The sequence below is a fragment of the Enterobacter sp. FW301-JW81 genome, assembly GCF_058788735.1.
Genome location: NZ_JBYTBA010000001.1, coordinates 1,109,878 through 1,128,863 on the forward strand (window position 1 = coordinate 1,109,878; position 18,986 = coordinate 1,128,863).

General features: G+C 58.8%; 17 protein-coding genes. 6 read left to right on the forward strand and 11 right to left on the reverse strand.

Going from position 1 to position 18,986, the window contains the following annotated elements; translation table 11 throughout:
- Positions 1 to 9 precede the first annotated feature (9 nt).
- Positions 10 to 996, reverse strand: a complete 987-nt coding sequence (locus tag AC3WOK_RS05315; RefSeq protein ID WP_063432461.1) for a DUF979 domain-containing protein — start codon at positions 994 to 996, stop codon at positions 10 to 12.
- A complete protein-coding gene (locus tag AC3WOK_RS05320; protein ID WP_492354094.1) occupies positions 993 to 1,715 on the reverse strand; it encodes a DUF969 domain-containing protein in 723 nt (240 codons plus the stop codon). Before AC3WOK_RS05320 ends, AC3WOK_RS05315 begins: the two co-directional genes overlap by 4 nt.
- Before the next feature lie 200 nt (positions 1,716 to 1,915).
- Between AC3WOK_RS05320 and AC3WOK_RS05325 the strand changes: the two genes are divergently transcribed.
- Positions 1,916 to 2,461 (forward strand): winged helix DNA-binding protein, encoded by a 546-nt coding sequence (locus AC3WOK_RS05325; protein ID WP_047348472.1) that lies wholly within the window; start codon positions 1,916 to 1,918, stop codon positions 2,459 to 2,461.
- 3 nt (positions 2,462 to 2,464) lie between these two features.
- On the opposite strand, the gene glgX is transcribed toward AC3WOK_RS05325, so the two are convergent.
- The 3 genes from glgX to treZ are packed head-to-tail and all read right to left on the reverse strand — an operon-like array spanning position 2,465 to position 8,809.
- A complete protein-coding gene (gene glgX, locus AC3WOK_RS05330; protein WP_492354095.1) occupies positions 2,465 to 4,540 on the reverse strand; it encodes a glycogen debranching protein GlgX in 2,076 nt (691 codons plus the stop codon).
- 16 nt (positions 4,541 to 4,556) lie between these two features.
- Positions 4,557 to 7,025: a malto-oligosyltrehalose synthase gene (gene treY / locus AC3WOK_RS05335; protein WP_492354096.1), complete on the reverse strand. Its 2,469-nt coding sequence runs from the start codon at positions 7,023 to 7,025 to the stop codon at positions 4,557 to 4,559.
- Entirely contained in the window at positions 7,022 to 8,809 is a 1,788-nt protein-coding gene (gene treZ, locus AC3WOK_RS05340) for a malto-oligosyltrehalose trehalohydrolase (protein ID WP_492354097.1), read from the reverse strand. Before treZ ends, treY begins: the two co-directional genes overlap by 4 nt.
- Before the next feature lie 132 nt (positions 8,810 to 8,941).
- Between treZ and AC3WOK_RS05345 the strand changes: the two genes are divergently transcribed.
- The 4 genes from AC3WOK_RS05345 (at position 8,942) to AC3WOK_RS05360 (ending at position 12,341) form a co-directional block, all read left to right on the forward strand.
- Complete coding sequence (locus AC3WOK_RS05345) at positions 8,942 to 9,469, forward strand: GNAT family N-acetyltransferase (protein WP_059310045.1); 528 nt, start codon at positions 8,942 to 8,944, stop codon at positions 9,467 to 9,469.
- Between the two features lie 77 nt (positions 9,470 to 9,546).
- The gene (locus tag AC3WOK_RS05350) at positions 9,547 to 10,299 is read left to right on the forward strand and encodes a 5'-nucleotidase, lipoprotein e(P4) family (RefSeq protein ID WP_447855677.1); all 753 of its coding nucleotides are present in this window, start codon (positions 9,547 to 9,549) and stop codon (positions 10,297 to 10,299) included.
- A 142-nt stretch (positions 10,300 to 10,441) separates the two neighbouring features.
- On the forward strand, positions 10,442 to 11,428 hold the full coding sequence (locus AC3WOK_RS05355) for an MBL fold metallo-hydrolase (protein ID WP_447855678.1): 987 nt from the start codon (positions 10,442 to 10,444) through the stop codon (positions 11,426 to 11,428).
- Position 11,429: 1 nt separating this feature from the next.
- Complete coding sequence (locus AC3WOK_RS05360) at positions 11,430 to 12,341, forward strand: LysR family transcriptional regulator (RefSeq protein ID WP_063956398.1); 912 nt, start codon at positions 11,430 to 11,432, stop codon at positions 12,339 to 12,341.
- Here the strand turns inward: AC3WOK_RS05360 and AC3WOK_RS05365 are convergent.
- Positions 12,332 to 13,216 (reverse strand): LysR substrate-binding domain-containing protein, encoded by an 885-nt coding sequence (locus tag AC3WOK_RS05365; protein WP_063430103.1) that lies wholly within the window; start codon positions 13,214 to 13,216, stop codon positions 12,332 to 12,334. The two genes, AC3WOK_RS05360 and AC3WOK_RS05365, sit on opposite strands and share 10 nt — an antisense overlap.
- Before the next feature lie 112 nt (positions 13,217 to 13,328).
- Here AC3WOK_RS05365 and AC3WOK_RS05370 point away from each other — a divergent pair, with 112 nt between their 5' ends.
- Positions 13,329 to 14,819: a UbiD family decarboxylase gene (locus AC3WOK_RS05370; protein WP_059310040.1), complete on the forward strand. Its 1,491-nt coding sequence runs from the start codon at positions 13,329 to 13,331 to the stop codon at positions 14,817 to 14,819.
- A 26-nt stretch (positions 14,820 to 14,845) separates the two neighbouring features.
- Here AC3WOK_RS05370 and AC3WOK_RS05375 read toward each other — a convergent pair whose 3' ends face one another.
- Genes AC3WOK_RS05375 through opgC form a run of 5 tightly spaced genes read right to left on the reverse strand, consistent with a single transcriptional unit; the run spans position 14,846 to position 18,952 of the window.
- Positions 14,846 to 15,271, reverse strand: coding sequence for an ATP-binding protein (locus tag AC3WOK_RS05375; RefSeq protein ID WP_492354098.1), 426 nt, complete (start codon positions 15,269 to 15,271; stop codon positions 14,846 to 14,848).
- The gene (locus tag AC3WOK_RS05380) at positions 15,272 to 15,610 is read right to left on the reverse strand and encodes an STAS domain-containing protein (protein ID WP_059310038.1); all 339 of its coding nucleotides are present in this window, start codon (positions 15,608 to 15,610) and stop codon (positions 15,272 to 15,274) included. It abuts the gene before it with no gap.
- A complete protein-coding gene (locus AC3WOK_RS05385; protein ID WP_492354099.1) occupies positions 15,600 to 16,814 on the reverse strand; it encodes a PP2C family protein-serine/threonine phosphatase in 1,215 nt (404 codons plus the stop codon). The genes AC3WOK_RS05380 and AC3WOK_RS05385 overlap by 11 nt, the downstream gene beginning before the upstream one ends.
- A 9-nt stretch (positions 16,815 to 16,823) precedes the next feature.
- Positions 16,824 to 17,723 carry a hypothetical protein gene (locus tag AC3WOK_RS05390; RefSeq protein ID WP_059310185.1) on the reverse strand — a complete coding sequence of 300 codons (900 nt, stop codon included), beginning with the start codon at positions 17,721 to 17,723 and terminating at the stop codon, positions 16,824 to 16,826.
- A gap of 11 nt (positions 17,724 to 17,734) precedes the next feature.
- A complete protein-coding gene (gene opgC / locus AC3WOK_RS05395; RefSeq protein ID WP_492354100.1) occupies positions 17,735 to 18,952 on the reverse strand; it encodes an OpgC domain-containing protein in 1,218 nt (405 codons plus the stop codon).
- Between the last annotated feature and the right edge of the window lie 34 nt (positions 18,953 to 18,986).

The following is an 18,986-nucleotide window of genomic DNA, read 5'->3' on the forward strand; positions in this document are numbered from 1 at the left end:
AACAGCTCCTTAGCGAAACACGAGGAAATACATGAGGAACACGTTCACCACCAGCAGGGTTAACGCGGTCGGGATCTGGATCTTGATCACCTGATATTTGTCTTTAAGCTCCAGCAGCGCGGCGGGAACGATATTGAAGTTCGCGGCCATCGGCGTCATCAGCGTGCCGCAATAGCCCGCGTACATACCAATCGCCAGCAGCGGCGCTGGGTTGCCGTGATGCACGTTAATCAGGAACGGCAAGGCGATACCGGCGCTCAGCACCGGGAAGGCCGCAAAGGCGTTACCCATGATCATGGTAAACAGCGCCATACCCACGCAGTAAATCACCACCAGCATGAAGCGGTTATCCGGGTTTACAAACAGGCTCACCACCTTTTGCACCGAGTCGCCCGTGTTCGCCACCACGAAGACCCCGCCGAGCATGGCCAGCATCTGCGGCAGGATAACCGCCCAGCCGATGGTATCGACAAGGCGGCGAGACTGGCGAACCGCATGCAGCGGCGTGCCTTTGGTGAGCCACCAGCCGGTGAGGATCGCCGCGACGCAGGCCACGCAAAGCGCCGCCAGGGTGAGCTGTTTCTGATCGAGCAGGAACACGCCGCCAACCGACACCCCTTTCAGGAACAGGGTGCCGATCACCGTCACCACCGGGATCATCAGCGCAGGCAGGAACAGCCAGTTTTTGAGTCGATTAGACGACGCGACGCGCTCCTCCTCGGTGGACATTTTATAGTGCCCTTTCCCGACCAGGCCAAAGCCCGCCAGCAGCGCGATGGCGATGACCCCACCACCGATGATCCGGTACGCCAGGGATTTACCGAGCTCCTGCACCATCAGGTCGCCAAAGAGGAAGATCCCGCCAAACAGGAACCAGAACAGCGCGGTGGTAAAGCGCTTAGGGTTGGCGCGATCGCGCAGGGTCATCACGACCAGCAGCATCACGACAAAGCCAATCAGGTAGTACACGCGGTTAATGCTGATAAGCGTCATCATTGCGCAGCCTCCTGCGTACCCTGCTCCGCTCGCCAGGCCATCACGTCGCGACGGATGCTGGCATCGAGGCGCAGCAGGCGCGTCATATGAATAACCAATGCCGCAATGGCGGTCGGGATGGCCCACAGGCCGATATGCAGCGGTTCGATGCCCTGAATACCGTTCTCTTTCAGGAACGCGTCAATCAGCAGCACCGCGCCAAAGGCAATAAAGATATCTTCCCCAAAGAAGACCGCGATGTTGTCGCACGCGGCGGCATGGGCTTTGATTTTATCGCGGATGTGCTGCGGCAGTTCGCCGTATTCGTTCAGCGCCGCCCCTTCGGCCATCGGGGCCAGCAGCGGACGCACCGTCTGGGCATGGCCACCAAGAGACATCAGCCCCAGCGCGGCGGTACCCTCACGCGCCACGAAGTAAAGCATCAGAATGCGCGCCGAGGTGGCGCTGGCGATCTTCGCCACCCAGGCCTGCGCGCGCTCCTTAAGCCCATAATATTCCAGCAGGCCAATCACCGGCAGGATCAGAATGAAGTTGGCCAGCGAGCGGCTGTTCACGAACTTCTCGCCGAAGGTCTCCAGCAGCATACCGAAATCCATACCGACCAGCAGACCCGTCGCCAGCCCCGCCACCACGACCACCAGCAGCGGGTTGAAGCGCAGTGCAAAACCAATAACCACGATCGGTATACCGATCAGCGGCAACAGCGTAGTACCGTCCATAACGTTTACCCTATCCAAAGTGAGCGTTGCGCGCCGACGGCTATTTTTTTAATTTGCGGCGAGCGATGTTGTGTTTTGTTGGCAGGTTTCGCAAAACCTGCGCTAAAAAGCTATATCTGAACCTCAAAAACATGTAAACAATTTATCAATAAAATGTTCTTATTTTATCGATGAGTTTACATTTCTGGCTAAGGAACGTTATGACCTCAGAAAAGAGTGCTACCCCCCATCACGACGATATCAACGACGGCCGGATCGTCTCCTCCCGCCATCTGGTGTCCGAGCGCTGCGCGGAGCTATCAGAGCTGGAATACGCGCTGATCATGACCAGCAACGCGTTCAATAAATGGATGGTGCGCTGCATGACCGCAGCGGGCGAGCCGGACATGGGTGCCTTTGACGTCTCGCTGCTGCATCACGTGAACCACCGCGATCGCAAGAAAAAGCTGGCCGATATCTGCTTCGTTCTCAACGTGGAAGATACCCACGTGGTGACCTATGCCCTGAAAAAGCTGGTCAAAGCGGGCTACGTGACGAGCGAGAAAGCGGGCAAAGAGCTCTTTTTCTCCACCACCGAGGAAGGGAAAGCGTTGTGCATGAAGTACCGGGACGTGCGGGAAGCGTGCTTAATTGCGATACACGCGGAGAGCGGCATTGCCGGGAAATCGATTGGAGAAACCGCGCAGCTGCTACGCACGATCTCCTCCCTGTATGACACCGCCGCCCGCGCGGCGGCATCACTCTAGGGTTTAAGGACGTCTGAACAGGGTAATACTGCGTCCGGCCAGCTCGTACTCGACGGTTTCGGTGATCGCTGCCCCGGCGGCAGCGTCATCCGCCGTGGACAGTTCCAGCACCCATCCCCCCTCGCCAAACTGCGGGATCTGGAACGGCACGGTGCCTTCAAACGGATTGAACAGCATCAGGACGTCGTGCCAGACGCCTTCCTCCTGCCTGAGATCCGGCCTGCTGATGGAAACGCCCAGCGTCGAGCCTTCATCCCACTGCTCGGCCTGCTGCGCGCCGCCTCCGGCATTGAACCAGCGGATCTCCAGCCCATCGCGCCAGCTTTCACGGCGCAGCAGCGGCTGCTGAGCGCGCAGGGCGATCAGCTTTTGGGTAAACTCGCGCAGCGCGGCGTCGTTTTCAGAAAGCCCCTTCCAGTCGATCCACGAGATCTCACTGTCCTGACAGTAGCCGTTATTGTTGCCCTTTTGCGACCGGCCAAACTCATCGCCCGCCAGCAGCATCGGGGTGCCGTGTGAAAATAGGAGCGTGGTCAGGAAATTGCGCTTCTGCCGCTCGCGGGTGGCGATGATGTCCGGGTTCTCGGTTGGCCCTTCCTCGCCGTAGTTGTACGACCGGTTATCGTTGTGGCCGTCGTTATTGTCCTCGCCGTTGTCGGCGTTATGCTTTTCGTTGTACGACACCAGGTCATTCAGCGTAAAGCCGTCGTGGGCGGTGATGAAATTGACGCTGGCCCACGGACGACGCCCGCGCAGATCGTACAGGTCGCCGGAGCCGAGCAGCCGCGCGGCAAAGTCCGTGGAGACGTTGTCCCCCTTCCAGTACTCGCGCACGGTGTCGCGGTATTTGTCGTTCCACTCGCCCCAGCCCGGCGGGAAACCGCCCACCTGATACCCGCCGGGGCCGATATCCCAGGGTTCGCCAATCAGCTTCAGTCGGGACAGCACCGGATCCTGGGTCATGGCGTCGAAGAAACCGCCGCGCGGGTCAAACCCTTCGGGCTCGCGGCCCAGGATCGTCCCAAGGTCGAAGCGAAAACCGTCGATGTGCATCGACTCCGCCCAGTAGCGCAGGGAGTCCATCACCATCTGCAGCACGCGCGGGTGCGAGGTATTGACCGTGTTTCCCGTGCCGGTGTCGTTGATGTAGTACCGGTGCTGGTCGGGCAGCGTGCGATAATAGCTGTAGTTATCGATCCCCTTAAACGAGAGCGTGGGGCCGAGCTCGTTTCCTTCCGCCGTGTGGTTATACACCACGTCCAGAATCACCTCGATGCCCGCATCATGGTACGCGCGCACCATATCGCGAAAGCCCTGGATCCCCGCCGGGCCATAGTAGCGCGACGCCGGGGCAAAAAAGCCCAGCGTGTTATAGCCCCAGAAATTCTTCAGGCCGCGGTCGAGCAGGTGCTGGTCGTCCGGGAACCAGTGAACCGGCAGCAGCTCCACCGAGGTAATGCCCAGGCTCTTGATGTAATCTACAGAGGCTTTATGCCCCATCCCCTCAAACGTGCCGCGCAGTTCGGGCGGTATCGCCGGGTTGAGCTGGGTAAAGCCTTTCACGTGGCTTTCATAAACGACGGCGTGCGGCCAGGGAACGTTTGGCCGGTTTGTGTCCTGCCAGTCAAAGGCATTGGGGTCGATGACCCGGCATTTCGGCGTAAATGGCGCGCTGTCTCGCGCGTCAAAGCTCAAATCTAACTCGTCATGCCCCAGCTCATAGCCGAAATGGGCGTCGTTCCAGTCGATATCGCCCACCAGTTCGCGGGCATAGGGGTCGATAAGCAGCTTATGCGGGTTGAAGCGATGGCCGTTTTCCGGGTCGTAGGGGCCATAGACGCGATAGCCGTACAGCGCGCCGGGCTTCAGATCGGGAACGTAGCCGTGCCAGACCTCATGCGTATATTCCGGGAGTTCCAGCCGGGCGATTTCCGTTTTCCCGGACGGGTCAAACAGGCAGAGCTCCACCCGCTCGGCGTGAGCGGAGAACAGCGCAAAGTTCACCCCCTTCCCGTCGTAATTTGCACCCAACTGCTGGCCGTGACCGGCCCGAATTTCAAACCTGGTATCCTTTGACATTTTTCGTTCTCCACGGTTATTCGCAGGTAAGCAGAACCAATACACATCCCTTTTCTGGCGTTAAATCCAGCGTCTCTTGCAGAATGCGGCTTTCACCGCTGAACAGATCCCGATAGCGCTTCCCGGCCAGTTCATCTGGTATCGCGACTGTGGTATTCACCCACAGTTTGTCGTTACCGCTGACGTCAAACACCAGACGCGGCACGGCTACAATCAGCGCCTCGTCGCCCTTAACGCGCGCGTAAACAATCAGATTCTCCTCGCGCTCGCCGGTAACCTTAAGCGGCAGCCAGTCGCCATAGCGGAAAAGCGCCGCGTAGTGCGGACGAAGCCGCAGCAGCGTGGCGGTAACGAACTGTTTTACCCGCCCGTCCCGCCAGCAGGCCGGGTCGTCAAACACGCCGGCATCCGCCGCGCTAAGGTTTTGCACCAGGGCCGGGAAGTCCGGCTCCCGGCGGTTATCCGGGTCGACAAGGCTAAAGTTAAGCGCCTCGCTGCCCTGATAGATATCCGGCACGCCGGGAGCCGTCAGCTTGATCACCGTCTGGCTGAGGCTGTTCATCAGCCCGGCCCGGATAAAGGGCTGCATCGCCTCGCTGAAATCATGCAGGAACAGGGTGTTGTCCGGGGAAAGCAGGTGCCGCGCGTAGCTCAGCACCACGCTCTCATAGCTCTCGTTGCTGTCGATCCAGTCGGTGCGCTGTTTCGCCTCGCGCAGCGCTTTCTCGAGGAAGCCAAGGAAACGTTCTTCCAGTGATGTCAATCCGTCGGCGTCGTCCGGCGACAGCGTGGCGGGCCAGACGCCCGCCAGCGCCTGATAGATCATCCAGGTATCGGCGGCGTTCGGCGCGGTACCGTCGTTGAGAAAACGTACCTCGGTCTGGTTCATCTGCCGCCAGTGGGCCAGGTTTTCCCCCCACTGTTCCGGGGCTTCCGTCAGGGTGTAAAGACGCGCCCGGGCGTCTTCCCCGCGCTTGGTGTCGTGCGTGGAGGTGCCCAGCAGCGCGTCGGGCTGGCGGGCAAGGCGAATGCGCATCTCCTGGTGAAAGCGGGATAACGAGAACGCGCGCGGCGTCGGGTCGGCGCCCACTTCATTAAGCGCCAGCTCCAGGTTGTGGCGAAAGAACAGCGTGTCCTCCACCGACTTCGCCATCAGCGGCCCGGTAAGCTGCTGGAAGCGGGTTCTGAAAAGCGCGGCGGACTCGCGGCACGCGTCCGGCAGATCGCCGGTAAGAATGCGCACAATCAGGCTCAGCGCCGCTTCGGAGGTCTCCACGCTGGCGACCACGCGGTTGAGCAGCGCCACGTCCGGCGGGGTTAAGCCCTCGGGGGTGCCGTAGGTGCGGTACACCGGAAAGGCGATAAGCAGCTCGCGCAGCGCGTGGCGGATCTCGTCGCGCGGCAGCGCAACGCCATTGCGCTGGGCCAGATCGGCCGCAATCGTTAACAGCGTGGTGAATTCGCCCTCAAAATTACGATCGGTCATCAGGCCTTTGGCATCGCGCAGTTCGGCGTGGCGATCGACCGCGCTCCCCAGCGTCTCGTCGTGGATTTTCTCCAGGCGCGGCAGGTTAGCGTCGTCGACCAGCACCTCCGCCAGCGAGGCGATAAACTCGTAGCCGGTGGTGCCGGAGATCGGCCAGTCTGCGGGCAGCTGTTCTCCCTTCGCGAGAATTTTTTCGACCGTAATGTAGCAGTCGGGTCCGGCTTCCTGCCGCAGGCGCTGCAGATAGCCCAGCGGATCGGCCAGGCCGTCGACGTGGTCGATTCGCAGGCCGTCCACCACGCCCGCGTGGACCAGCTCAAGAATGAGACGGTGCGTATCGTCGAAGACCGCGTCATCTTCTACCCGAACGCCGACCAGCCCGGTTATTTCAAAGAAGCGCCGCCACGAAAGCTGCTTCGGCGCTTCCCGCCAGGACATCAGGCGCCAGCTTTGCGCGTCGTGCAGCACGGCAATGCTCTTCTTCTCGCTGTACGTACCGGGGTTGAGCGGATACTCTGCGTCATAGTAAACCAGCGCGGCCTTACTCGTGACAGGGTCACGTTTTAGCGTGATGGCCCCCTTCTCCAGCTCCGCCTCAAAGGTGTCGCCGAGAAACGGCAGCGTGAGCGGCCGTGACCAGTCGATATCGAAATAGCGGGCGTAGCGGCTTTGCCTGCCGTGCTCAATCACGTCCCGCCACCAGGCGTTTTCCAGCGAGGTGGACATATGGTTCGGAACGATATCCAGAATCAGCCCCATGCCGGCCTGTCTGAGCGCCGCGGCCATGCGGTCAACCCCCTCTCGTCCGCCGATGGCGGGGTCAATTTCATTCGGGTTAGTCACGTCATAGCCGTGGGTTGAATCCGTTGTGGCGGTAAACACCGGCGAGGCGTAGAGGTGGCTGATGCCGAGATCCTTCAGATACGGCACCAGCGCGACGACGCGGTCAAAGGTCATGCCATTACGAAACTGAATACGGTACGTAGCGGAAGGGATCATAACGATGCTTCTCCATCAGCAAAGCGAACGACAATACCGTTCGGGGGTAAAACGTCGTGGTTCTCCGGCCAGGCAAAGCGCGTCTCCCCCGCAAGAGCGGGCAGCGCGACGGGCTTCGCTCCGATATTGAGCGCCAGAGAGAGCGTTCCCGACGGGAAGCGCCAGCTCACCGCCACCATGCCGGGCGCGGTGCTGAGCACCTGGCCCTTAACGGCGCCGCCCTGATGCAGAAGCGGAACGATATAGCGATGGCGCAGCGTCAGCAGGTGGCGGGTGTAGCGCAGCCACGTTTTGCCCTCATCGGTGGCGATTTTGTTCCAGTCGAGTTTTGAGCGATTAAACGTATTCACGTCGTTCGGGTCGGGTACGGCCTCATCGTGCCCGGCGTGGCCGGTAAACTCCTTCGCGCGCCCTTCCCGCACGGCCTTTGCCAGATCGCCGTGAAAATCGGTGAAGAACAGGAACGGATGCGTTTCGCCAAACTCCTCGCCCATAAACAGCAGCGGGATGTGGGGGGAAAGCAGCAGCGCGGCAAGCAGCACCCGCGTCCTGTCGGCACCCGCCAGGGTGATAAGCCGCTCGCCCTGGGCGCGATTCCCGGTCTGATCGTGGTTTTGAATAAAATCGACGAAGAACTGCGGCGGCTGCGTGTGGCACTCCACCCCGCGGGATTCACCGGTTTGCAGCGACACCTCACCCTGGTAGACAAACCCTTCGGCCAGCGCCCGTGCGAATTTTTTCTCCGGTTCAAAGGCAAAATCCTGGTAGTACGCGTGGGTCTCGCCGGTGGCAAATACGTGGGCGGCATTGTGAAAGTCGTCGTTCCACTCGGCGGTGAACAGCGGCGTATTGCCCTGTTCATCCCGCGGGTGCAGGAAAATCACGTTGCGGCTGTCTTCCGTGGTCAGGTGAACGTGTCGGTGCGGGATCGCCGCGCGGATCTTTTCGGCTATCTCCTCGAGAACGTGCGTATCCGAGGTATCTTTAATCTGGTCGATGGCATCAAAGCGCAGGCCATCCAGACGATATTCCGTCAGCCAGTAGAGCGGCGCGTCGGTAATGTACTGCCTGACCGGCTCCACCTCATAGGCAATGCCGTTGCCCCAGGGCGTGGTGCGATCGGCATCGAAAAACGCCGGCGACAGCAGCGGCAGATAGTTTCCTTCCGGGCCGAAGTGGTTAAGCACGATATCCAGCACCACGGAAAGCCCAAGGCCGTGCGCGGCGTCAATAAACGCGTGGAAATCCTCCGGCGTGCCGTAGGCGGCGTGCGGGGCATACAGCAATACGCCGTCATACCCCCAGCCGCGGGAACCGCCAAACTGGGAGACGGGCATCACTTCAAGCTGGGTGATCCCGAGCTCTGCCAGATAAGGCAGCTTGTCGATGGCCGCCCGGAAGGTGCCCTCCGGGGTGAAGGTGCCGATATGCAGTTCGTAAATGACCGTCTCTTCCCACGGACGCCCTGCCCAGTCCCGGTTGACGGGCGAGTAGCGTCGGGGGTCGATAACCACGGAAGGCCCGTTAACATCCCCCTTTTGGGCGCGCGACGCGGGATCGGGCACCGTCATGCCGTCCTGCAAAACAAACTGATACTCTGCGCCGTGCGCGACGCCGGGTACGTCTGCCTGGAACCAGCCATCGCCGACAGCCGTCATCGGCACGTCGGCGCTGGTCAGACGAAGCGTAAGTTTTTTCTGTCCTTCTGCCCAGACGCGAAAACGGACTACGTCATCGGAAATAAACTCAGTACCCCACTGCTTTTGAAATGTCCTGAATTCCATTCATTGTCCTCGAATGACCCACATTTTACGCGGAATGAAGTACAAGCTTAGTTCAGGATTAAAAGTGTGTTAGCCCAGCGAATTTAACCGCTTCGTCTATTCTTTATGAAATAACTCACTACCGGGAATACTATGCAGATTCGAAAAGGATTAAATACTGACCTCGTCCGTCTTGAATGCTGTGACTTTTCTTTCACCATTAGCCACATTGCCCGAGAGCCGTTTATCCACTGTGATTTGCATATTGAGGCGGTCGCCGAGCCGTGGACAAAAACCTACGAGCTGGACATCCAAACCCTTGAAAACCATTGCGTCAATCCGGACGCCATATTCCTTGTTGCGGAAACGGACGACGGTGAAATAGCCGGATTTATTACCGCTTCAATGGGCTGGAATAAATTTATTTCAGTGGATTATATTGCCGTTGAGCGCACAAAACGCAGAACCGGCGCCGCGCAAAAATTGATGGCCGCCGCCCACGTCTGGGCCCGCAGCGTGAATGCCGCCGGTTTACGTCTTGAGACGCAAAACGTGAACGTGTCTGCCTGTCTTTTCTACCGCCATTACGGCTTTACCCTGGGCGGATACGATCGTTATCTATACAACGCCTTGCCGGAAAAAGACGAGGTCGCCCTGTTCTGGTATTACATGCTGGCCTAGCGACGCGACCTTCATATTTCTGTCATTGAACTTCACTACTCTTTGCGGATTTTAAACAAGGCGTTGAGGAAAGAAGCGTGAATTTTATGGCGAAGGCATTACTGCTGGCATTACCTGTTTTAAGTACAGCGGCGACGGCCGCTGAGCGCGACCTGTGTGAACCAAAAGCGTACGAAATGGCGCTGCGCTACCAGCAGAAATCGGCAGAGATTATGGCCCTTCAGCTGCAGACGTATCGGTTTGCCACCGAGCGTTTTAACGAAAAGTTAAAAGACCTGAAAATGCCTGAAAATTACGCCGTGGTGATGGACCTGGATGAAACGGTACTGGACAACACCCCTCTGCTGGTGCGCGACGCGGAGCAGTGTCACGACTTTACAAAATGGGACACCTGGAGCGACTGGGAGAAACAGGGAAAACCCGGACTAATCCCGGGGGCGAAAGCGTTTCTTGACCACGTTAATCAAAGCAAGGTCCGCATCTACTATGTCTCGGATCGCATGCAGGAAAACAAAGCCGACACGCTGAAGACGCTAAACGCCCTCGGCCTTCCGCAGGTCTCTGACGAAAGCGTGCTTCTGGATACGGCCAGCAAGGAAGAGCGTCGCCAGAGCATCCTCAAAAAGCAGCAGATCGTCATGCTGTTCGGCGACAGCCTGCCGGATTTCGCCGTGCAGTTTAAAAACAAAAAGCCGAGCGAGCAGCAGCGCGAATTGGTTGAGGCCAGCAAAGCTCACTTCGGCGATGACTGGATTGTGCTGCCTAACGCCGCTTATGGCGCCTGGTCGAAAGCCACGCCAGACAGCTGGAACGCCCCCCTGAAAAAATAATATCTTACTGGCCGGGAAAGGCATCGCCCGCCTTACCGGCCCTTCGGTTTACTATCCATCTCGTTTATAGGTCCTATCATTATTAGGCAGGTTCTTATAATTTTACGGAGAAGTAAGATGAGCGCTTTCAAAGGAGACTCGTATGCTTACCGTGAAAAAACTTGCCCTGTCCACGCTGATTTCCAGTTCTTTGCTTTTCTACCCTGCGCTGCAGGCGTCGGCACAGACGCCCCAGCACGTCGTTAAACAACCGGCGGGCGGATACAGCGTTCAGGTCGGCGATGTGCTTGTCACCTCGTTTACCGACGGGAGCGTCGCCCAGGATCTGCACAAGCTGCTGCGCCAGACAACACCGCAACAAATCGATGCGCTGCTGGCGAAAAACTTCCAGACCAACCCGGCGGAGGTGTCCATCAACGCCTTCCTGATTGCGATGCCCGGACATAAAATTCTGGTGGATACCGGCTCAGGCCAGCTTTTTGGCCCCGGCAACGGCGGACGTCTGATTGAGAGCCTCGCCACGCAGGGAATTAAGCCGCAGGACATTACTGAAGTCCTGCTGACTCACGCCCACTCCGACCATTCTGGCGGCCTGGTGAAAGACGGCAAGGCGGTGTTCAGCAACGCGCGCGTTTTCGTGGGCAAACCGGACATCGACTTTTTCTTTAACGACGACAACCAGAAAAAAACCGGCTACGGCAAAAACTACTTTACCGTCGCGCAGAAGACCTTAAAGCCCTATCTGGACGCCGGCAAGATCGTGCCGTTTAGCGGCACCTCTGAACTGCTGCCGGGCATTACCGGCACGGTTCATCCCGGACATACGCCGGGTTCAGCGTTTTACACCCTTGAAAGCAAAGGTGAGAAGATCACCTTCGTGGGCGACATTATTCACGCCGCGGCGGTCCAGTTTCCGCAGCCTGACGTGACCATTACCTACGATGAAGATCAGAACAAAGCGGCAGGCGTGCGCCAGCACGCGTTTGCGGACTTTGTGAAAAATAAAGATCTGGTTGCCGCGCCCCATCTGCCTTTCCCGGGTATCGGCTACGTGACCAAAGGCGAAAGCGGCGGCTATGCCTGGGTACCGGTAACCTATACCAACCGGGACGCCAGCGGCGCGAAATAAGATGACGCGGATCACTGAGATGGACATAGACCTGATCCTGACCCTGGACGCCCTGCTTCAGGACAGGAACATCACCCATGCGGCCGCGCGGCTGGGCATCAGCCAGCCGGCGATGTCCGCCCGTCTCGCGCGCCTGCGCTCGCTCTTTGGCGAACCGCTGTTTATTCCCTCCCCGCATGGACGCGGGGTGTTACCCACACCGAGAGCGGAAGCGCTCAGGCCGCAGGTGGAGAGCGTGCTGCGCGGCATCAGCGCGATGTTTGCCCCCACCGCGTTCGAGGCGCAAACCAGCAGCCGGACCTTTGTTATCGCGCTGCATGAAAACCCGGCGCTGATGCTGGGCACCGGGCTGCTTAACCAGGTGGGCACCGCTGCCCCCGGCGTTCGCCTGCGCTTTGCCCAGCCTGTGATGGCCGAACTGCCGCAGCAGCTGGAAAACGGCGATGTGGATATCTACATCGGCGTGAGCGCGGGCGCCCATGACGGCTGGGTAAGACGCAAACTCATCGACGACGCGTTTGCCACCGCGCAGCGCAAAGGCCATCCGCGCGGGACAGGAGCGTTAGATCTGGAAAGCTACTGCGCCCTCTCTCATCTGGTGGTGTCCTCGGCGGGGGATCCCTTTACCGGATTTGTCGATCAAACCCTCGCCGGGCTGGGCCACCAGCGGCACGTTGCCATGTCGACACAGAGCTACGCCGTAGCGCCTGCGCTAGTTGCCGGTACCGACCTGGTGTGCACCCTGCCGGAGCGGATGCTGAAACAGTTTGCCAGCACGCTGGATCTCTTCGCGCCGCCGCTGCCGCTCCAGCCGATTACCATCAACATGTACTGGCATCCGAAAAATAGCCAGGACCCGGCGAATATCTGGCTGCGCGAGCAGCTGCTGCAGGCCGCCGGACGTCAGGTGTGATCGAGGGTAACCAGAAACTTTTTAAGCACCTCTGAGCGAATAATCCGGTGGCAAACCAGCGTCAGCTCGCTCTCCCGCAGCCGGTCGAGGATGTCCACGTAAACAACGTTCTCGACGCTCACCGCCTTTGCCGAAGCGGGAAGCAGCGCCAGCCCAAACCCGGCAGAGACCAGGCTTATCACCGTGGGCACGTCGGTCGCGTTTTGCACCACGTCCGGCTGAAACCCCGCCCCGCTGCAGGCGTCATAAAAGTATTGCTCCAGCCCCATTCCCTCCGGGTCGCGCAGGGAGATCCATTTTTCGTCTTTCACCGACGAGAGCGTCAGCGCGGCGGAGCCTGCCAGAGGATGCTGGCGATACAGCGCCAGCACCGTTTTCTCCGAGGCGAACGGGCGGCTTTGCAGATCGTCAGGCAGCGACGGCAGCGGCGCCCGGATAATGGCCACGTCCAGCTGGTTGCTCTGCACGGCGGCGTAGAGCGTCTGCACGTTTCCCGTCATCAGCGACATGGTGATGGCCGGCCAGCGGCTGTGCATCTGGCGCAGCGCAGCGGGCAGCCTGCCGTCGAACATCGCGCTCGACACGCACCCGAGGTTTAACACCCCCTGCTCTCCCCTTGCCGTTTGCCTGGCGTCCAGAACCGCCTGTTCGGTCAGGGAGATCGCAAGCCGGGCTTTCACCAGAAACGCGTCGCCCGCGGGCGTCAGGGTTAAGCGGCGGTTCGCCCGGCTAAAAAGCGTAACGCCTAAACGTTCCTCCAGCGCCTTTATCTGCTGGCTCAGCGCGGGCTGCGCCATGTTCAGGCGCTCTGCGGCCCGGTGCATGTGGAGCTCTTCGGCCACGACGATGAAGTTGCGCATCTGACGAAACTGCACGGAACGCTTCCTTTTTTGATATGAATTTACTTATCAATTTAGCAGTAATGATGCAATTGATGCTATTGGTCATTGCCATAAGAATGGAGGTATTCAACCGAGGGAGGAAAATATGGAAAACCCAATTAACGATCTCAGAAGCGCCATCGCCCTGCTGCAACGCCATGAAGGGCAGTATATCGAAACCAATTATCCGGTCGATCCCAACGCGGAGCTGGCGGGAGTCTATCGTCATATCGGCGCAGGCGGCACGGTAAAACGTCCAACCCGCACGGGCCCGGCGATGATGTTCAACAGCGTGAAGGGCTATCCGGGCTCCCGCATCCTGGTGGGCATGCACGCCAGCCGCGAGCGCGCGGCGCTTCTGCTAGGCTGCGAGCCCTCTGAGCTGGCAAAGCACGTCGGCCAGGCGGTGAAAAAGCCGGTTGCGCCAGTTGTCGTCCCGGCGGCGCAGGCCCCGTGTCAGGAGCAGGTCTTTTACGCTGACGATCCTGACTTCGATCTTCGCAAGCTGCTTCCGGCGCCGACAAACACGCCGATTGATGCCGGTCCGTTCTTCTGTCTGGGGCTGGTGCTGGCAAGCGATCCGGAAGACAGCTCGCTGACGGACGTCACCATCCACCGCCTCTGCGTTCAGGAGCGCGACGAGCTGTCGATGTTCCTTGCCGCCGGGCGCCACATCGAAGTCTTCCGCAAAAAGGCGGAAGAGGCCGGTAAACCGCTGCCGGTGACGATCAACATGGGGCTCGATCCCGCCATCTATATCGGCGCGTGCTTTGAGGCCCCCACCACGCCGTTTGGCTACAACGAGCTTGGCGTCGCCGGGGCGCTGCGCCAGCAGCCGGTAGAGCTGGTGCAGGGCGTGGCGGTAAAAGAGAAAGCCATCGCGCGGGCGGAAATCATCATTGAAGGCGAACTGCTGCCGGGCGTGCGCGTCAGGGAAGATCAGCACACCAACACCGGGCACGCGATGCCGGAGTTCCCGGGCTACTGCGGCGAGGCGAACCCGTCCCTGCCGGTGATCAAAGTGAAGGCCGTGACCATGCGAAATCACGCTATCCTGCAAACGCTGGTGGGCCCGGGGGAAGAACATACCACGCTGGCCGGTTTGCCGACGGAGGCCAGCATCCGCAATGCCGTTGAGGAGGCCATTCCGGGCTTCCTGCAAAACGTCTATGCGCATACCGCGGGCGGCGGCAAGTTCCTTGGTATTTTGCAGGTGAAAAAACGCCAGCCGTCAGATGAAGGACGCCAGGGCCAGGCGGCGCTCATCGCCTTAGCCACCTATTCGGAGCTGAAAAACATTATTCTGGTCGACGAAGACGTGGATATTTTCGACAGCGACGATATCCTGTGGGCGATGACCACCCGCATGCAGGGAGATGTGAGCATCACCAACATCCCGGGGATCCGCGGCCACCAGCTGGATCCGTCGCAGTCGCCGGATTACAGCACCTCAATTCGCGGCAATGGGATTTCCTGCAAGACCATCTTCGACTGCACGGTGCCGTGGGCGCTGAAGGATCGCTTCGAACGGGCACCGTTTATGGAGGTTGACCCACGTCCGTGGGCGCCAGAGCTGTTTGCTGGCAATACGAAATAGGAAATAGAACGCGTATGGCCCACGGGTCATACGCTGATTTTCTTTTCAAGCGTGGCAATATTTTCACCCGCCTCTCGCTCCACCGAGAAACGATCGACGCTCAGCAAAATGAGCATCAGCCCCCTGCCGCTCTCCAGCAGCGGCGAGATTTCACAAAAACGGTCTCGTCTGGCGGCATCAAGCCGCTCCAGCGGGAACGCGTCACCCGCGTCGGTAAACGTAATGCAGGCGCCGCTGTCGCGGATGTCGAAGCGTACGCTGAACGTGCGCGAGGCATCCTCATGCAGCGCGTGCCGGATGATATTCGTCGCCACTTCGCAGACGGCGAGATCGAGCGCGAAACGCCACTCGTCGTCAACGGCAAGCGCGCTCATCCTCTCTCCCAGCCAGCCGGCCAGCGGCGTCAGGGAGCCGAGATCCGCCGGAAATTGTGCCTGCACCGTCGTCAGCATTTACTGCCCCAGCTGCGCAAGCGCGCTGCTTTTATCCGGATAGATGCGGAATATGCGATCCATTCGGGTCAGAGTGAACATATTCATGATCCCGGGATTCAGGGAGCACAGCGCCATCTCCCCTTTCCCGTTCATCAGCTTGAACAACGACACCAGCATCCCCAGCCCGCTGCTGTCGATGAAATCCACTTTGCTAAAGTCGAGGATCAAGGCTTTAAGATCGCTGCCAATCTCTTCGGTCACCGAGGCCTTAAAGGTCGCGGCAACGGAGGCATCCAGCCGCCGGACCGCCGGCGTGAGAACGTTGGCCTGCGGTAATCGTTCGGTGTTAATAATCATTCTGGTCTCCCTGACGCTCAATCACGAGCAGTGAAACGTCATCGGTTAAGGCGGTCGGTTCATCACGGTTTGCGTTGCGCCAGCCGGTCAGGTGGTCACCGAACCGCGGCAGAAGTTCGTCAACCGGGAGCCGGGCATGCTCATGAAGCCAGCGTTCGAGGCGTTGCGGGCCAAACTGCTCGCCGCTGACGTTCTCACACTCCGTAATACCGTCACTGAATAAGCATAAGCGATCACCAGCGTTGAGGGTAAAAGCCACATCCTCCCAGCTGAGGTCGGGCATCAGCCCAACCGGCGGTCCGCCATCGCCCACGGACGTGACGGCGCCGTCGGCGTTCACAATGACGGGAGTAGGATGCCCGGCCTGGCACAATAACCCCCGGCCACTCTCGGGGTCGATCACCCCGTAGATGATGGTGAAATAGCTGGCGATCTCGCTCTCGTCGCTGCAAAAGCGGCTGTTCAGTATTCTGACGACCTCAGCGGGCGACTGAATGCCCCCTTCTTCGGTAAACAGAAAACGGTCCACCACCCGGCCGTGAAGGAACTGACGCGCAACCGCGAGGGACATCATCGCGGCGCCCACCCCGTGGCCGGACACGTCCACGCAGTAAAACCCCAGATGAGCATCCAGCGGAAAAATATTGAACACATCGCCCGAGACCCAGGCAGACGGCAGAAAAAGCCAGTCGGAAAAGTAGTCCCCGTAGCGCAGGCGACGAGAAGGCAACACCGAGTGCTGTACGCGCGCCGCCAGCTCAAGATCTTGTTCAATCTGGCGTAACGCTTCACTCAGACGCTTGTTGTGCGCCGCGAGGGTCGCCTCCAGCGTCAGAATTCGGACGCCGGCGTGGAGTCGTGCCCGGAGCTCAGCCTGTTCAACCGGCTTACTTAAAAAATCGTCGGCCCCGGCATCGAAACCCCGCGTTAGATCCCCCGCATTCTCGCGGGCCGTGAGCAGAATCACATACACATAGTGGCCAAACTGGCGGTTGCGGATCGTCCGGCAGAGCGTTAGCCCGTCCATCTCCGGCATTTCCCAGTCGCTTATCACCATACTGACCGGCTGGCTGGACAATATTTCCAGCGCGGTAACGCCGTTTTCCGCCTCGCTCACGATATACCCCCACTGGGTGAGCATCCGGCAGAGTAGACGGCGATAAATCAGGGAATCTTCAACGATTAACACGTGCAGCGCCGACATACATCCCTCCTATAGCGGTAAGAACCAGATGAGGCTCACGGTCCCTTCCCTGAACTTAGCGTTACCGTTGCCGTGCCCCGGATAGCGCGTCCCCGCATAGTTAGCGTATTGGATGGAGAACGATCCTGGCGTATAGCCGGCATAGCCGAAGCTGTAGCTATAATCGCCGTTCCAGGGCTGCTGCTGGCTGCTGTCCGGAAACCAGAATGCCGTCGCGCGAATAAAAAAGTGTTGTTTGAAGGTATAGCCGCAGCCGCCCAGCAGCACGTTTTTATTTTTGCGGATGTCATCGCTGCTGAGGTCATAGTAGCGCGGAACCCAGCTGTACCCGGTCTGGCAAATGATGGAGTCCCCTTTATTAATCAGGAGCGCGTTTTCAACCGGCTTCGGCAGTGAAAACTTATAGGCCAGCGTAAAGGCGCCCTGTTCGAAATAGGTGTGTCTTCGGTTCCCCGACGTCCAGAAGTGGTTATCGCCGTAGTTACTGTACACCAGGCTAACCGTATTGGCGTGCCAGTCGTCATAGCCGAAGCTGTAGCGAAAATCTGCGGTGTAGCGGCTGGTATCCCTCACCGGCAAGCGGGAGGTGATGTTGGCAAACCAGAAGCTATAGGGGGAATACTGAAGGCTGAGATTCAGCGTCTGGTTAATCTTTTTCTTTTCCGTGGCGGTGTCTGAACTGTTCGGAATGCTCATCCACTGCTCCTTCAGCCCCGAACTAAAGCTCAGGGCGCCAGAGAATTTTTTGTCATTCCCCGAGAATAAACGCCCCCAGCGGCTGGTAAAGACGCCAGCCTGAACAGGTTCGCCGTTTTTATCACGAAGGGTTTCATTTTCACCGCTTTGCGCCGCATCAGCCGCGGGTATTGCGGCGAGTAAGACGCCCGCCAGGAGCCATTTTTCGCGCATAACCGCCATCCTTAGTTAGGTATCCAGCGTGCGGCGACGTTGTATTTCGCCATGAGCCACAACATGCCCAGCGCCGCCGCATGCACTAACGTATTTTCTATCCAGGCATGACGCCATAAATCAAAGGTGATGAACTGGCTCACCAGCAGCACCACGTACACATGCAAAATAAAGGTATAGAGCGAATGCTGGCCTAGCGGGATCAGGAACCATCCCAGCAGGCGGTTGAGCGGCGTCCAGCAGTATGTCAGGACCAGATAGACGGTGACCATCAGGGCGATATCGTTTAACACCCGCACCGGGCCCAGCCCATTTTTCGCCGCCCAGGTGTGATAAAACGCGTTGAAACTGTCAGGCGGGATGACGTGCATCAGCAGCGCCGGGGGCATAAACGGGTTGGTATGATTCTGGGCAACAAACCCCAGAACGAGCGATACCGTCACCAGCGCGACCACCACCACGTGACCTGCCGGCGTGCGGGCAAACGAGAGCAATTCGGCTTTATACCAGCCGCTGGCCATGCCCAGAACGAAGATGAACTGCCAGGCCAGCAGCGGAAAGGCGAATTCGAATTCCGACGGCGTGAGCCGCAGCGGCCAACGCTGCCACAGACCGTACACCACCAGCGACAGGCCCAGCAGCCACCAGACTTTTCCCTTCTGCAGCATCCCTAAAAACAGGGGGCTAAAGAGCAGCAAAAAAATATACAGCCCCAGAATTTGGGTTTGATGGGGGCCAATCTGCAAATAGAGAATGATGTTGAACCAGGTCTCCTTAATTTGCGGCGTAACTGGATAAAGCGACCAGCTTTCACCCGAAAAGCGGTCGGTAAAATGGGTGACCTCGAAAACATTAATATGCGGGACCCAGGCCAGAAAAATAAAAGAGACTATGACAATGATATTTACGCGATATATTTTCCACGCTCTGAGATAAAGTCCCCATGAAACCGTGAGCAACACCACTTTTTGCAGTCGCGCGCGATTCAGCATGCCAAGCATAAAACCCGAAAGAATAACAAAACCCTCTGCACCCGTTGTTAACCCAAAACGCTCCCAGGAGAATATATTAAATACTGACATCACTTCCGTATGTGCCACCACCATCATGACGAGGGCGATGCCGCGCATAAAGTCGATTCTCAGATCCCGAGCGCCTGCAACGGAGTACCGCCATGCTGTTGATTTAGATTCATCTTCTTGCGCAAGCGGCGGCGCAACATGGCTCATAGGGTGTCCTTTGCCTGGAAACGAAAATTAAGTT

Coding starts and splice junctions, on each gene's coding strand:
- AC3WOK_RS05315 (WP_063432461.1), bottom strand. CDS start 996: ATGATGACGCTTATCAGCATTAACCGCGTGTACTACCTGATTGGCTTT.
- AC3WOK_RS05320 (WP_492354094.1), bottom strand. CDS start 1,715: ATGGACGGTACTACGCTGTTGCCGCTGATCGGTATACCGATCGTGGTT.
- AC3WOK_RS05325 (WP_047348472.1), top strand. CDS start 1,916: ATGACCTCAGAAAAGAGTGCTACCCCCCATCACGACGATATCAACGAC.
- glgX (WP_492354095.1), bottom strand. CDS start 4,540: ATGTCAAAGGATACCAGGTTTGAAATTCGGGCCGGTCACGGCCAGCAG.
- treY (WP_492354096.1), bottom strand. CDS start 7,025: ATGATCCCTTCCGCTACGTACCGTATTCAGTTTCGTAATGGCATGACC.
- treZ (WP_492354097.1), bottom strand. CDS start 8,809: ATGGAATTCAGGACATTTCAAAAGCAGTGGGGTACTGAGTTTATTTCC.
- AC3WOK_RS05345 (WP_059310045.1), top strand. CDS start 8,942: ATGCAGATTCGAAAAGGATTAAATACTGACCTCGTCCGTCTTGAATGC.
- AC3WOK_RS05355 (WP_447855678.1), top strand. CDS start 10,442: ATGCTTACCGTGAAAAAACTTGCCCTGTCCACGCTGATTTCCAGTTCT.
- AC3WOK_RS05360 (WP_063956398.1), top strand. CDS start 11,430: ATGACGCGGATCACTGAGATGGACATAGACCTGATCCTGACCCTGGAC.
- AC3WOK_RS05370 (WP_059310040.1), top strand. CDS start 13,329: ATGGAAAACCCAATTAACGATCTCAGAAGCGCCATCGCCCTGCTGCAA.
- AC3WOK_RS05375 (WP_492354098.1), bottom strand. CDS start 15,271: ATGCTGACGACGGTGCAGGCACAATTTCCGGCGGATCTCGGCTCCCTG.
- AC3WOK_RS05380 (WP_059310038.1), bottom strand. CDS start 15,610: ATGATTATTAACACCGAACGATTACCGCAGGCCAACGTTCTCACGCCG.
- AC3WOK_RS05385 (WP_492354099.1), bottom strand. CDS start 16,814: ATGTCGGCGCTGCACGTGTTAATCGTTGAAGATTCCCTGATTTATCGC.
- AC3WOK_RS05390 (WP_059310185.1), bottom strand. CDS start 17,723: ATGCGCGAAAAATGGCTCCTGGCGGGCGTCTTACTCGCCGCAATACCC.
- opgC (WP_492354100.1), bottom strand. CDS start 18,952: ATGAGCCATGTTGCGCCGCCGCTTGCGCAAGAAGATGAATCTAAATCA.